General features: G+C 53.2%; 11 protein-coding genes. 3 read left to right on the top strand and 8 right to left on the bottom strand.

What is annotated here, in order from left to right:
* The first annotated feature begins 66 nt into the window (after positions 1 to 66).
* Positions 67 to 546, top strand: coding sequence for a Cys-tRNA(Pro)/Cys-tRNA(Cys) deacylase YbaK (gene ybaK, locus SGR01S_RS05790; protein ID WP_061806819.1), 480 nt, complete (start codon positions 67 to 69; stop codon positions 544 to 546).
* Positions 547 to 595: 49 nt separating this feature from the next.
* On the opposite strand, the gene SGR01S_RS05785 is transcribed toward ybaK, so the two are convergent.
* Both SGR01S_RS05785 and ushA read right to left on the bottom strand, forming a co-directional pair.
* On the bottom strand, positions 596 to 1336 hold the full coding sequence (locus SGR01S_RS05785; protein ID WP_073963410.1) for a methyltransferase family protein: 741 nt from the start codon (positions 1334 to 1336) through the stop codon (positions 596 to 598).
* 234 nt (positions 1337 to 1570) lie between these two features.
* A complete protein-coding gene (ushA, locus tag SGR01S_RS05780) occupies positions 1571 to 3226 on the bottom strand; it encodes a bifunctional UDP-sugar hydrolase/5'-nucleotidase UshA (protein ID WP_061806817.1) in 1656 nt (551 codons plus the stop codon).
* Between the two features lie 180 nt (positions 3227 to 3406).
* Here ushA and SGR01S_RS05775 point away from each other — a divergent pair, with 180 nt between their 5' ends.
* Positions 3407 to 4627 (top strand): MFS transporter, encoded by a 1221-nt coding sequence (locus SGR01S_RS05775; protein WP_061806897.1) that lies wholly within the window; start codon positions 3407 to 3409, stop codon positions 4625 to 4627.
* Positions 4628 to 4872: 245 nt separating this feature from the next.
* Positions 4873 to 6564, top strand: a complete 1692-nt coding sequence (gene ybaL / locus SGR01S_RS05770) for a YbaL family putative K(+) efflux transporter (protein WP_061806816.1) — start codon at positions 4873 to 4875, stop codon at positions 6562 to 6564.
* Positions 6565 to 6612: 48 nt separating this feature from the next.
* Here the strand turns inward: ybaL and SGR01S_RS05765 are convergent, their stop codons facing one another.
* The 6 genes from SGR01S_RS05765 to adk form a co-directional block, all read right to left on the bottom strand.
* A complete protein-coding gene (locus SGR01S_RS05765) occupies positions 6613 to 7917 on the bottom strand; it encodes an inosine/guanosine kinase (protein ID WP_037417841.1) in 1305 nt (434 codons plus the stop codon).
* A gap of 91 nt (positions 7918 to 8008) precedes the next feature.
* A complete protein-coding gene (gene hemH / locus SGR01S_RS05760) occupies positions 8009 to 8971 on the bottom strand; it encodes a ferrochelatase (RefSeq protein ID WP_061806815.1) in 963 nt (320 codons plus the stop codon).
* Between the two features lie 145 nt (positions 8972 to 9116).
* Complete coding sequence (locus SGR01S_RS05755) at positions 9117 to 10277, bottom strand: glycerate kinase (protein ID WP_061806814.1); 1161 nt, start codon at positions 10275 to 10277, stop codon at positions 9117 to 9119.
* Positions 10278 to 10286: 9 nt separating this feature from the next.
* Positions 10287 to 11552 (bottom strand): GntP family permease, encoded by a 1266-nt coding sequence (locus SGR01S_RS05750; RefSeq protein WP_061806813.1) that lies wholly within the window; start codon positions 11550 to 11552, stop codon positions 10287 to 10289.
* Positions 11553 to 11670: 118 nt separating this feature from the next.
* Complete coding sequence (locus SGR01S_RS05745; RefSeq protein WP_061806812.1) at positions 11671 to 12804, bottom strand: sugar diacid recognition domain-containing protein; 1134 nt, start codon at positions 12802 to 12804, stop codon at positions 11671 to 11673.
* Between the two features lie 164 nt (positions 12805 to 12968).
* Complete coding sequence (gene adk, locus SGR01S_RS05740) at positions 12969 to 13613, bottom strand: adenylate kinase (protein ID WP_061806811.1); 645 nt, start codon at positions 13611 to 13613, stop codon at positions 12969 to 12971.
* Between the last annotated feature and the right edge of the window lie 107 nt (positions 13614 to 13720).

Genomic DNA, 13720 nt, shown 5'->3' with positions numbered 1-13720 from the left:
TTATATTTTTGTAATTTTGTTGCCTCGTCTTGCAACTCCCCTCGCAGGGGGAAATAGGAAAACACGATGACGCCCGCAGTGATCCTGCTTGAGAAACAAAAAGTCGCATTTACCCTTCATCCGTACCATCACGACAGTGCAGAAACCAATTTCGGTGATGAAGCGGTGAAGAAGCTTGGACTGGATGCCGACCGTGTCTACAAAACACTGCTGGTGGCACTGAATGGTGATGCCAAACATCTGGCCGTCGCTGTCACCCCGGTCGCCATGCAATTAGATCTGAAAAAGGTCGCCCGCGCGCTGGGTGCAAAGAAAGCAGAAATGGCCGATCCGCTGTTGGCACAGCGTGTTACAGGCTATCTGGTGGGAGGCATCAGTCCGCTGGGGCAGAAAAAGCGGCTACCAACGGTGATCGACAGCCCGGCACAGCAGTTCGCCACCATTTACGTCTCCGGCGGTAAACGCGGGCTGGACATCGAACTGGCGGCACAAGATCTTTGCCGGTTGCTGGCCGGCAGCTTTGCCGATATCGCCAAGCGCGACTGAAAAACCATCAATACGCGGCCGGCGCCCCAGCATCGGCCGCGGGATCTCATTACTCCACCGGCTTATTACGCCCCCTCATTCGTGGCAACAACATCGGCACCTGTCGACAGTACTGCTGATAATCCTGCCCCAGTGCTTTAACCAGGCTGCGCTCTTCAAAATATACGCCCACCAAAATATATAATGTCATTCCTGAATTAAATAACAGGCGCCCAGTGGTCATCTCGGGAGTGAACCAAAAGGCCAGTAATATTCCCGTCATCATGGGATGCCTCGTCAGTCGGTAAAATCCTCTGACCTGAAAAGGCAAGTCGGTATATTGCCGCTCTCTCCACTGCAACCAGGATTGTCGCAAGCCAAATAAATCGGTGTGGCTAATCATGCAGGTTGAAGCAAAGACCACTAACCAGCCCAGCACGCTGATGCCGTTAAGTCCCCATGCGGCGACACTTTCCGGCGGCAACCGCCACAAGGCACCCGGCAGTGGCTGCCACATGAGCGCCAGCAATGCCAACAACAAACCGGCAATCAATACATAGGTACTTCTTTCCAGCGCCAGGGACAACGCCAAACGAACCTTGAACCTTTCATGGGCCATCACCGAGTGCACCAGGCCAAACAGCAGGAGTAAACCGGCATTCACCAGCCAGGGCCACATACTGCCCTCCCCTACGATGGCGACCATATTTCTTAGTCCCCAGCCGTTAAGTAATAAAATAAGCAAAATAAAACCGACCACCCCGCCTAAATAGCCGAATACGCCATATAAAAGTATCATTGTCCTGTGCATTTATTTTCCTTTTTAATCACGATAATTTCGATGATATTTCCCCCTGGAAAATTATGATTTAAGAAAAATAAAATCATTAACCCTAAAGGTATAGACAAAGAAAATAGAAATACAACTATGCAAGACAAGGAAAACAATATTGAAATTAATAATATTAGAGTGCTTTTATTCAGAGGCGTGGCAATGTGGAGGAAGATAAACGGCGGCTTTTAACCGGTAAAAGCCGCCGGAAGATTACTGATAAACAATCTCGCCTTTCGGCTCATAGGCCGCGGCGTCCAGCGGTGAGTGCTTCTCAATATACTGTTTCAGCACCTCGGCATCGATAAAACCGGTGTTGACGTAGCTTGGCAGGGTATCCAGCTTCGGATAACCGTCACCGCCCAGCGCATTGAAGTTCAGGGTCGCCATGCGGTACGTTTTATCAGCCTGTAGCGGCTCACCGTTGATTTTGACATTGCTAACGCCCTGCTGGCCGTCTGCCGTCAAGCTGACGTTGGCAAACTGCGCGTAGGCTCCGGAATCCACTTTCATGTTGGCCACTACCGCCAGGTATTTTTCTACGTCACTGCCTTTCATCTCGACGTAGACCAGCGTATTGCCAAACGGTTGTACCTTCAGCACGTTCTTATAGGTAATGTCACCCCCCTCAATCGAGTCGCGTACACCACCACCACTCATCACCGCAAAGTCAGCTTCGGCACGTTCCATTTGCGCGGCCAGCAGTACACGCGCCAGATTGGTCTGCACGAAACGCACCTTGCTGCGATCGCCTTCCAATTTGCCGTTAACGCTACCAATTTTCACATCTAACTGGGCTTTGCCTTTCTCTTGGAACGGCGTCAGTAATTTCATCATCGACGGATCTTCTGCGATCTGCTGTGTGTAATACACGCGTTCGCTGGTTCCGTCGGCTTTTTCCACTTTCTTCTTAAGATTGACAGGGATCAGTTGATAATGGACCAATTTCAGTTCGCCATTACGGAACTGGAAATCGGCACGTCCCACGTACTTGCCCCACTCATGCGCCTGTACGATCCAGGTGCCGTTCTGACGATCCGGTGAGCACGGGGTACCCGGCACATAATCCACTTGCTTGTGGTTTTCACCAGCCATACAGACCGGATCCTGCGAGTGGCCGCCGACGATCATATCCAGATAACCTGCAGGCAAGCTGCGCGCCATCTCCACGTCGCCAGGCGCGTTGGAACCATGGTTGCCATCATCGTAATGGCCCATATGGGTCGCGGCGATGATTACGTCCGGTTTTTCGTCCTTACGCAGTTGTTCGACCACCTGTTTAGCTTCCTGCGCTGGTACGCGGAACTCGATGTCGGTGAAATATTCTGGATTACCAATCTTGGCAGTATCATCGGTCGTCAGGCCGATAACTGCGATCTTGATGCCCTGCTTATCGAATAAGGCATAAGGTTTGAATAAGCGTTGCTGAGTGCTTTTCTGATAAATGTTGGCCGACAACAGCGGGAAGGTTGCCCATTTTTCTTGTTGGCGCAAAACGCTGAGTGGATTGTCGAACTCATGGTTACCGATCGCCATCGCGTCATAACCTACCAGATTCATACCACGGAAGTCCGGCTCGGCATCTTGCAGGTCTGACTCCGGTACACCGGTATTGATATCACCGCCCGACAGCAGCAGCAGACTACCGCCCTTGGCTGCAACATCCTGGCGAATGCTGTCCACCAGTGTCTTCTGTGCGCCCAAGCCATACTCACCGTGATCATTCTGCCAGAAATGGCCGTGATGATCGTTGGTGTGCAAAATGGTGATGTCGTAGGTCTTATCCTTTTCCCAGGCGCTGGCGGCTCCCGACAGGAAAGTCAGGGACACAGCCAACGCGCATGCGGTGGTATTAAACGAAAAGCGCATGGCGGAACTCCATATGATTATTAACTGTTTTTTTGAGATGGACGAAAGTGTAGCGCGAAACGAAGGCAACTAATTTCAAATTTTTGCGATGTGCGTCAAATTATGTCGGATATGGCAAATATTGACCAACTTGCTAAGATATCTGCTCTGTCCTCTAAAACTTACCAGGCTAATAATAAAATGACCGACCGTAGCGATACTGCCATCCCACCGGCTAAAGGCAGCGCGGTTAAAGGGACTGCATTCTCGATTCTTGGTGCCATCAGCGTCTCTCACCTGCTTAACGATATGATTCAATCGCTGATCCTGGCGATTTACCCGATCTTACAGGCTGACTTCAGCCTCAGTTTCGTACAGATCGGTATGATTACGCTGACCTATCAGCTAACGGCTTCTTTATTGCAGCCACTGATTGGCTACTACACAGATAAGCATCCACAACCTTATTCGCTGCCGATCGGTATGGGCTTTACGCTATGCGGGTTGCTGTTGCTGTCTGTCGCCAATACCTTCCCGCTGGTACTGCTGGCAGCGGCACTGGTTGGCACCGGCTCTTCGGTGTTCCATCCGGAATCCTCTCGCGTAGCGCGTATGGCTTCCGGTGGTCGGCATGGACTGGCGCAGTCGCTGTTCCAGGTTGGCGGTAACTTTGGCAGCTCCCTTGGGCCACTGCTGGCGGCGCTGATTATCGCGCCTTATGGCAAAGGCAACGTAGCCTGGTTTTCATTAGCAGCACTGTTAGCTATCGTCGTGTTGTTGCAGGTCAGTAAGTGGTATCAGTTGCAGCATCGTGCAACGAAAGGTCAGCCCAAAACTGCCTCTTCGGTAAAACTGCTGCCAAAACGTACCGTTACCTATGCAATTGGCATTCTGCTGATATTGATTTTCTCCAAATACTTCTATTTGGCGAGTATCAGCAGCTATTACACTTTTTATTTGATGCATAAGTTCGGTGTTTCAGTGCAAAACGCCCAATTCCATCTGTTTGCCTTCCTGTTCGCCGTCGCCGCAGGCACCATTATTGGCGGCCCTATTGGTGATAAGATAGGAAGAAAACGTGTCATTTTGGGCTCCATCTTGGGCGCAGCGCCATTTACGCTTGTTTTACCCTATGCATCTCTGTATTGGACCGGTATTTTGACGGTATTTATAGGGGTAATCCTTGCGTCAGCGTTCTCCGCTATTCTGGTTTATGCCCAAGAGCTAATTCCAGGTAAAGTAGGCATGGTTTCCGGATTATTCTTCGGTTTTGCCTTTGGTATGGGTGGGTTAGGCGCGGCAGTTCTTGGTTATGTCGCAGATTTGACCAGTATCGAGTTAGTCTATCAAATATGTGCTTTCCTGCCGTTAATCGGCATTATCACTGCGTTACTGCCCAATATTGACCATAACTCACAATAACCCTGCATTAATACCGGTTGAATGCTGACGTTCAACCGGCTCTTCTTCAACACAAACCCATGTTATTTGAATTATTAAGTGTTAAATCCCCTTACTGACCGGTAAAAAGCGGAATCCTCTGCTTTTTCACAAAATAGCTCAATTTAGCTAAGCGTAACGCGAACAAATGCAATAAACTAAATGTATCTTTTCGTAACTTTGTTGCGTTTCCCCTCTGCTGCCATGCATAGCTAGAAGGAGTCTGGATGCATAATTCAACACCGTTAATCACCACTATTGTCGGAGGGTTAGTACTCGCCTTCCTCCTCGGTATGCTGGCGAATCGCCTGCGCATCTCCCCACTGGTGGGGTACCTTGCCGCAGGTGTGCTCGCCGGCCCTTTTACCCCCGGTTTTGTTGCCGACACCTCGCTGGCTCCAGAACTGGCGGAAATCGGCGTGATTCTGTTGATGTTCGGTGTTGGCCTCCATTTCTCTCTTAAAGACCTCCTCGCAGTAAAACATATCGCCATTCCCGGTGCCGTGGCCCAGATTGCCGTCGCCACCTTGCTAGGCATGGGACTATCAAAACTGCTCGGTTGGGATTTAATTTCCGGTCTGGTATTCGGTCTCTGTCTGTCCACCGCAAGTACCGTAGTGCTGCTGCGTGCGCTGGAAGAACGCCAGTTGATCGATAGCCAGCGTGGGCAGATTGCCATCGGGTGGCTGATCGTGGAAGACCTGGCGATGGTGCTGACGCTGGTGTTACTGCCTGCGTTCGGCAATATGCTGGGCAATAACAACGCCAGTAGCGGCCAGTTGTTAATTGAACTGGCGATGACCATTGGTAAAGTCATCGCCTTTATCGCGCTGATGATTGTGGTTGGCCGTCGCCTGGTGCCGTGGATCCTGGCGAAAACCGCCAGTACGGGCTCGCGTGAGCTGTTTACCCTGGCCGTATTGGCATTGGCGCTAGGCATAGCCTATGGCGCAGTGAAACTGTTCGACGTTTCCTTTGCACTGGGGGCATTCTTCGCCGGTATGGTACTGAACGAGTCAGAGCTGAGCCATCGAGCGGCCCACGACACTCTACCGCTGCGCGATGCCTTTGCCGTACTGTTCTTTGTGTCGGTCGGCATGCTGTTTGATCCGATGATTTTGATCAACGAGCCTCTGGCGGTACTGGCAACACTGGCGATTATCGTGTTCGGTAAATCGGCAGCAGCCTTCCTGCTGGTGAAAATGTTCGGCCACTCCAAGCGCACCGCGCTGACCATTTCCGCCAGCCTCGCACAAATCGGTGAGTTCGCCTTCATTCTGGCTGGCCTTGGGATCACGCTGGGTATGATGTCTGAACACGGTCGCAATTTAGTGCTGGCCGGGGCCATCTTGTCGATTATGTTGAATCCATTGCTGTTCACGCTGCTCGAGCGTTATCTGGCCAAGACCGAGACCATTGAAGACCAAATCCTGGAAGAAGCGGTAGAAGACGAGAAGCAGATCCCGGTCGATATGTGCAATCACGCGCTGGTGGTCGGTTATGGCCGTGTTGGTAGCCTGCTGGGGGCCAAATTGGCCGAAGCTGGCATTCCGCTGGTGGTGATCGAGAATTCGCGCCCACGGGTTGAGGCATTGCGCGAGCAAGGCATCAAAACAGTGTTGGGCAATGCAGCGAATCCGGAGATCATGGATCTGGCACGACTCGACTGTGCACGCTGGCTGCTGCTGACTATCCCCAACGGTTATGAGGCCGGCGAGATCGTGGCCTCTGCGCGGACCAAGCGGCCAAATATAGAGATTATCGCCCGGGCGCACTACGATGACGAAGTGTCGTATATCTCCGATCGCGGGGCGAATCAGGTGGTGATGGGGGAACGGGAAATCGCCAACAGCATGCTGAATATCCTTAAACTGGATACGCTGACTGAAGAAGAGAAAATGGGCGGCTGCCCGATCTGATATAACAAATGATGCAAAAAAGGTCCGGCTCGCCGGACCTTTCGTTTTTTACCGTTCCCAGTAAGACTCTTCCAGACTGTCTTCCCGCTCTGGCAAACCGCGCGTCAAGCGTGGCGAATGCTGATTCAACACCTGATAGCTGACGCGGTTGGCGTATTTACACACCTGCGCCAGCGAAGAATAGGTCAGGTAGCTGCGAACGTGTTTACTGGAGTTCGGCACGTTATTACGGTGGTAACCGTTGGCCGCAATATCATGCAGCAGCGCCGACAATGCCCCATCACCGGCACCGTTGGTGTTCATGATTTTCTCAGGCCCACCCATGTAGGGTGCTATGTGGGAATAAACACGGAATGGATTCTCACAACTTTCGCGCCGCATCGCACGGCTGAACTCATAACGGTTGAATTCGGCGATATGCCCCGGCAACAATGGGTGCTGTGTTTCACGCTTATTAGACTCTTCGGTGTAACCTGCCATATAAAGCCCATTTGGCCCGGCAGTGCACAACACCAAATCGACCCATTCAAGTGCCATGTCCGACGCAGTCAACGGGTCACTCAGCCCGGTCAGTTCCAGCGCTTCATCTTCGTTCATCGCCAGGATCGAAACGTGTTCTTTCAGGAAGTCACGCCACCACTGTGGGTTGTCGGCAATGACATACTTGGTTCCCAACGTCAGCACCACCGGTACATCATGCTTTTTGGCAAACTCAATCGCCTGCATGGTCGCAGCCGGCATCGGCTCCCCTTCTTTGCAACGTACCAGGTAGGACGTCAGCACCAATGCGGAGGCACCGGCAATTACTTCCTCCTTCACACTTTCCGGCCGCAGCTGGTTCATCTGCCCTGGGCTGATAGCGAAAGTACGCTCGCCGCTTTCACCGATCAGCGTGAAACAGCGCCCAATGGCACCGTCAACCGCCTGCAGGTGGTTAAGATCGGTACGGCTGGAGGTATTGCACAGATAGCGGTAGGCGTAGCTACCAATCTTGATATTGCTGCACATCACGCCGAGCAGCACCGAGCGGTCATCAGCCAGCACTGAATAGTTGTGCAAAGTATTGCCGATGGTGCCGCCGGCAAACTGATGGGTGATAAGATTATTGTCGATCAATTCCTGATATAACGCTTCGGCTACGTCATCTTCAATCACCAAAGAATGCCCGAGGCTCAGGCCATAGCGCTGGACAAAAGTGTCATCCACTTTTGCCTCAATATCTACCAGCGTCTGGTCAATGCCGACGACATACGAGGTGCTGATTTCATTTTCAGGTTGAACTTGCTGTAAGAGCGGATCGCGGGCGTTCACCGGAAAATAGTGTTTGGACTTACGTTTACCAGGAAATTTCATGTAATTGGCGGCAGTGGCAGTTAACAGGCAGAGAATGTTAGCACATTCCTGCCCGATTGATGATGGCTGTCACCATTTTGCGCACTGAGGATCAGAAGCGCTGTGCCACCAGTTGCTGCATCATATCAATGTGTGCCGGTTCGTCGTTCAGCGCAGAAATATACTCGAACTTCTCACCACCTGCATGAAGGAAGATCTCACGGTTTTGTTCTTTGATCTCTTCCAGCGTTTCCAGACAGTCCGCCGAGAAACCGGGGCAAATGAGCTGAATATGCTTAATGCCTTGTGCAGGAAGACTTTTCAAGGTTTCGTCGGTGTAAGGCGTCAGCCATGGCTCGCGACCAAAGCGCGACTGGTACGTCATCATCACCCGATCTGGTGCCACAGGTAACGTGGCGGTCAGAGCGCGCAGCGTGTCTTCACAGCGTTGTGGGTAATCGTCGCCAAGGCGCGCATAGCGTTTGGGAATGCCGTGGAATGACAATACCAGACGATCCGGTTGACCATGCTCTGCGAAGGAACGTTCAACGCTCTGGCGCAGTGCAGCAATATAGGCCGGGTGTTCCGCATAATCGCGAATAAAGCTGATCGAAGGCAGTCGACGATAGCCTTTCAGTATCCGCGCCACCCCGTCCCAGACCGCCGCACTGGTTGAGCAGGAATATTGCGGGTACAGCGGCAATACCACCAGATTGGTCACCCCTTGCGCCAGTAACTTGTCGATAGCCTCTGACAGACTCGGCGAGCCGTAGCTCATGCCCAACTCTACCGGTGTATTCGGCATCCGCGCAGCCAGTGCGCGCTGCTGACGGCGGCTGTAGACCAACAGCGGTGAACCTTCGTCCATCCACACAGATTGATACAGCTTGGCAACCCGCGGTGAACGTATCGGCAAGATCGCACCGTTAAGGATCGGCCACCAAATCAACGGCGAAGTATCAACCACCCGGTCGTCACTGAGGAATTCCTTCAGATAGCGTTTTACCGCCGATGAGGTCGGAGCATCCGGTGTGCCCAGGTTCACCAGCAGTACCCCGTGTTTCTCTTGCTTCATCTCAGTTCCCCTTGATTCCTTGCAAGCTAACCCCCCGTTCTGGGTCAGGGCGTTAACATCGATTAATGGCGCCTATTGTAACGGAAAAGCGCCTTGTCGGAACCGATATCAGCAACAGGTACTACCCATGATGAAGGCGGGAAACTTAAGCCATGTTCTGCCCTTGTGCCAGCTGCCAGACTGCCGCCACATTGCGTGCCGTCACTTCCAGATTATCGGCCGCCTCCGTCAGGGCTTCGTCCAGGGTGACAATACGGTCAAGCACTGAAAAAGCGGCATCAATACCGTGCTGATGCACGACCTGATAATCTTTCGACAGGCTGCCAGCGATCCCGATCACCGGCAAGCCATGGCGTTTGGCTACCCTTGCCACGCCAATCGGCGTTTTGCCGTGGATCGACTGGCTGTCCAGTCGCCCTTCTCCGGTGATCACCAGATCGGCGTCGCAAAGCGCCTCTTCCAGTCGCAAAGTTTCAATCACGATTTCAATTCCCGGCCGTAAGCGAGCGTTGAGCATACCGAGCAAGGCCGCCCCCATTCCGCCCGCTGCACCGGCCCCCGGCGTGTTGATCACTTCACGGCCGGTAGCCTGCTGCAACAAACTGCCAAAATGGCTCAGTGCCGAATCCAACTGCGTCACCATTTCAGGCGTTGCGCCCTTCTGCGGGCCAAACACCGCCGAAGCGCCATGAGGGCCGCATAAAGGGTTATCCACGTCACAGGCAGCGGTCACGCTCACCTGTTGCAGACGTGGGTCTACCTCTGAAAGATCGATTTGCGCTAGCTGCGCCAATGCCGCGCCACCGGGCAACAGTGGATTTTGTTTATCATCCAGCAGCCTGGCACCCAGTGCTTGCATCATACCGGCGCCACCGTCGTTAGTGGCACTGCCGCCGATGCCAAGAATAATCGCCTTAACACCGCGATCTAACGCAGCCAGGATCAGTTCACCGGTACCGTAACTGGTGGTGATCCGTGGATCACGCAGCGCTTTAGGTGCAAGGTGCAGGCCAGAAGCCGCCGCCATCTCAATAACGGCGGTTTCCCCATCCCCCAACAATCCGTAAAAGGCCTGAACCGGCTGGCCCAGCGGACCCGTTACCTCAACCCTGACGATTTCCCCGCCGGTGGCTGCCACCATGGAATCCACCGTACCTTCGCCGCCGTCTGCCATCGGCAGTTTCACATATTGGGCCTGTGGGTAGACCTGGCGGAACCCGCGCTCAATGGCCTCAGCCACCTCCAACGCACTCAGGCTCTCTTTAAACGAGTCCGGGGCAATAACCACTTTTTTCAGCGTTTTCATCAGTATTCCTTATCCCGCCAGATTAAATACGCCAAACATCAACGCCGAGACGGCCGCGATGGTAAAGCCGATCAGGGTTTCATACGGCAGTAACTTCAGCCGTTGATGGACGGCCATATTGACGCTGCCGCCAGTGGCGTGGAAGAAACTGCCGTGTGGCAGGTGATCCAGCACCGTAGCACCGGCATGGATCATCGCTGCGCCGGCCAGCCCACTGACCCCCAGTTCCAGCAAGGTGCTGCTGAATACGCCGGATGCCACGGCGGTACCGGCTGTGGTGGAAGCGGTCGCCATCGACATCAGGGCCCCAGACAGCGGCGCAAGCAACCAGGCTGGCATACCTGTGTGGGTCAATCCGTTAATCAACGCGTCCTTCAGCGCCGAGTTGGCGATAATGCCTGCCAGCGTGCCAGTACCGAGCAACATAATCGCTACCGGTGCCATACGGGACAGACCTGAAACCATAAACTGATTGCACTGACGGATGCGCCCCATCAGCAATGCCCCCACCAGTCCACCGGCTGGTAGCGCAATCAGTGGATCAATGGCAATCCCCGCAATGGGACGTAACGACAGCAACACAATAGCAACCAACGGTGCACTGATCGCCGCCGCAAAGCCCGGACGGGATCCTTCGGCATGTTGAGTCAATTCCTCCGCCATCACCTTGTCGCCCTTGTTGCTCAAACGTCGGGCAAGCAGATAAGCCACCACCAACCCGCACAGGCCAGGCACGATACCGGCCATCATCACTGAGGTCAGCGGTACGTGGAAGTTGTCGGCAGCCGCAATGGTGTTCGGGTTTGGCGACATCACGTTACCGGCCTTACCGCCACCGATCATCGCCAACAAAATGGCGGCACGTGATATCCCGGCTTTTTGAGCGATTGAAAGCGCAATAGGTGCCACCGTGATCACCGCTACGTCGATAAATACACCGACCGCAGTCAGGATCAGTGTAGCCACTGCCAATGCCAGCAGCGCGCGGGTTTCTCCGACTTTACGAACGATAGTTTCGGCAATTGTGTGTGCGGCACCGGACTCAATCAACACCCCGGCCAACACCCCTGCCGCCAGAATGCGCATCACGGCATTGGTGATGCCCTGAGCCCCGGTAATCATCAGTGTCACGGTCTGCACCAGATCGGCGCCGCCGCATAACCCACCGGCCAATGCACCGGCAATCATGCCATATGCAGGTGGGACCTTGCGTAGAATCAGGACGATAGCGACGATCAATGCTACCAGTGCCCCAAGCGTGGATACCGTTGTCATTATTATTTTCCCCGTTGTTGGTGTGGGGAAAACATATCCTGAGCCTCGGGTATTAGCGTGAGAGAAAGCCACAAAAACCTACGCGGCTGTCCGCCACAAAGTTGTGGCTTTACACAATTCATTCGTGCATCAACATGCCGATATATAACTGTAGCGCGTCAGTTAACTGATTGATTTTTAATCCCGTAATAGCCTCAATGCGCTGTAAGCGATAGCGGAGTGTATTGACGTGAATATGAAGCTCGGCAGCGGTTTGCGTCTGATCACAATTCCGCGAAAAATAGTGCCGAAGGGTGCTACGCAACACCCCTTTTTCATCGCTGGCACCCAATACCTGCCAGGGCCGAGAAAGCTCCTGAGCACGCCAGTCCTCACCTAAATCACACAGTAATGATGGCAACGGGAAATCTTGATAGAACAGTGTCTTATGGCGCAACTTCAGTCGCTGCGCCATCGCCTGCGTAGCGCGAGCCGTCAGATTTGAACGATGTAACCCTGATTCACCGTTAAAGAATCCGCCGATTATCAGGCGCAGGTTAAAGCGCGATTGAAGCTGAGTCTGCAACTGTTGTGCCTGCTTGCGCTCCTGTTTCAAACTCCACTCACCTTGCACCAGACAGGCTGGCCGCAGCAGGATCATTTCGTTGAAGCCAGTAATTGCGATCAGGGCTTCACGTTGGGTATGTTCCAGTTCTGTCAGCAGTTCACGCAGCAAATGTGGTTGGGGATCTTGCAATTCGACGACCCAAACAATACGCGGCTGTTGCAGATCCAAGCCCAAATAGGCAGCCATCGCCTCCAGTGAGGCCGATGCCGGTTGTGGTTGCAGTAACTGATTCGCCAGTTCCTCACGGTAACGTTTTTCCCACTGGTTTTGATCCAGCAAAGCCGCCTGCTCTACCATCAGCTCCGCCGCCATTTTCACCAGTTCGGCATAAGCGCGTACCTGCGCCGGCTCACCAGAAATGCCGATCACGCCCACCTGCTGGCTACGAAAACTGAATGGCAGGTTGATCCCGGGTCGCACACCTTTCAAATGCGTAGCGGTCACTGCATCGATTTCCACCACGCGATTCTCGGTCAGTGCCAACACAGCACCTTCATGACGCTGGAACAGGCGTGAAGGATTACCGGAAGCAATGATGACACCGTTACTGTCCATCACGTTGACTGAATGATTGATGATGCCCATCGCACGCTGCACGATCTGGCGTGCGGTGGATTCTGCCAGCAAATTGGTGGGTCTGAGCATACCGGCTCCTGCTAATGATGGAAATGCAGGCAGTTATACGCCACTTTCACGGGGTTATTAAAGGGCAGTGCGACAACAAGCCGGGGCGATCACACTTCGGCAGAAAAAGACAAAAAAAACGCCAGACCTAAGGCCTGGCGTTACGCACAGCAATAAAAAACCGATTAACCGAGAATGGTCGCCAGTTCAGCGCTCACTTCGGTCACTTTACGGGTGCCATCGATTTTACGGTATTGGGTGTTACCTGCTTCAGCTTCTTTGCTGTAATAAGAAATCAGCGGTGCAGTCATCTGATGGTATTCCACCAAACGTTTACGTACGGTTTCTTCCTGATCGTCTTTACGCGTCGTCAGTTCTTCACCGGTCACGTCATCTTTACCTTCCACCTGTGGCGGATTGAATTTAACGTGATACACACGGCCAGACGGCGCATGTACGCGACGGCCAACAATACGATCAACGATCAGTTCGTCTGGCACATCAAATTCCAGCACGTAATCCACGTTGATGCCGGCTTCTTTCATTGCATCAGCCTGTGGAATAGTGCGTGGGAAACCGTCCAGCAGGAAGCCATTACGGCAGTCTTCCTGGGTGATGCGTTCTTTAACCAGTGCAATTACCAGCTCATCGGTCACCAGCTTGCCGGCGTCCATGATCTCTTTCGCCTGCTTGCCCAGTTCACTGCCGGCCTTCACGGCTGCGCGCAACATATCACCAGTAGAGATTTGCGGAATACCGTATTTCTCCATGATGAATTGAGCCTGAGTACCTTTACCAGCGCCCGGAGCGCCCAGCAGAATGATACGCATTGCGTAAATCCCCTTGCTATGTAGTTTTTATAAAATTGCGAAAACGCTCAACCATACCATTTCAGGGGGGGCTGGCTCAAGGTACGCGAGGAAATCGATTGCGGAAC

This window comes from Serratia grimesii NBRC 13537 (genome assembly GCF_001590905.1).
GTDB classification, from domain to species: Bacteria; Pseudomonadota; Gammaproteobacteria; order Enterobacterales; family Enterobacteriaceae; genus Serratia; species Serratia grimesii.
This window is presented reverse-complemented; position numbering and strand designations above follow the sequence as displayed.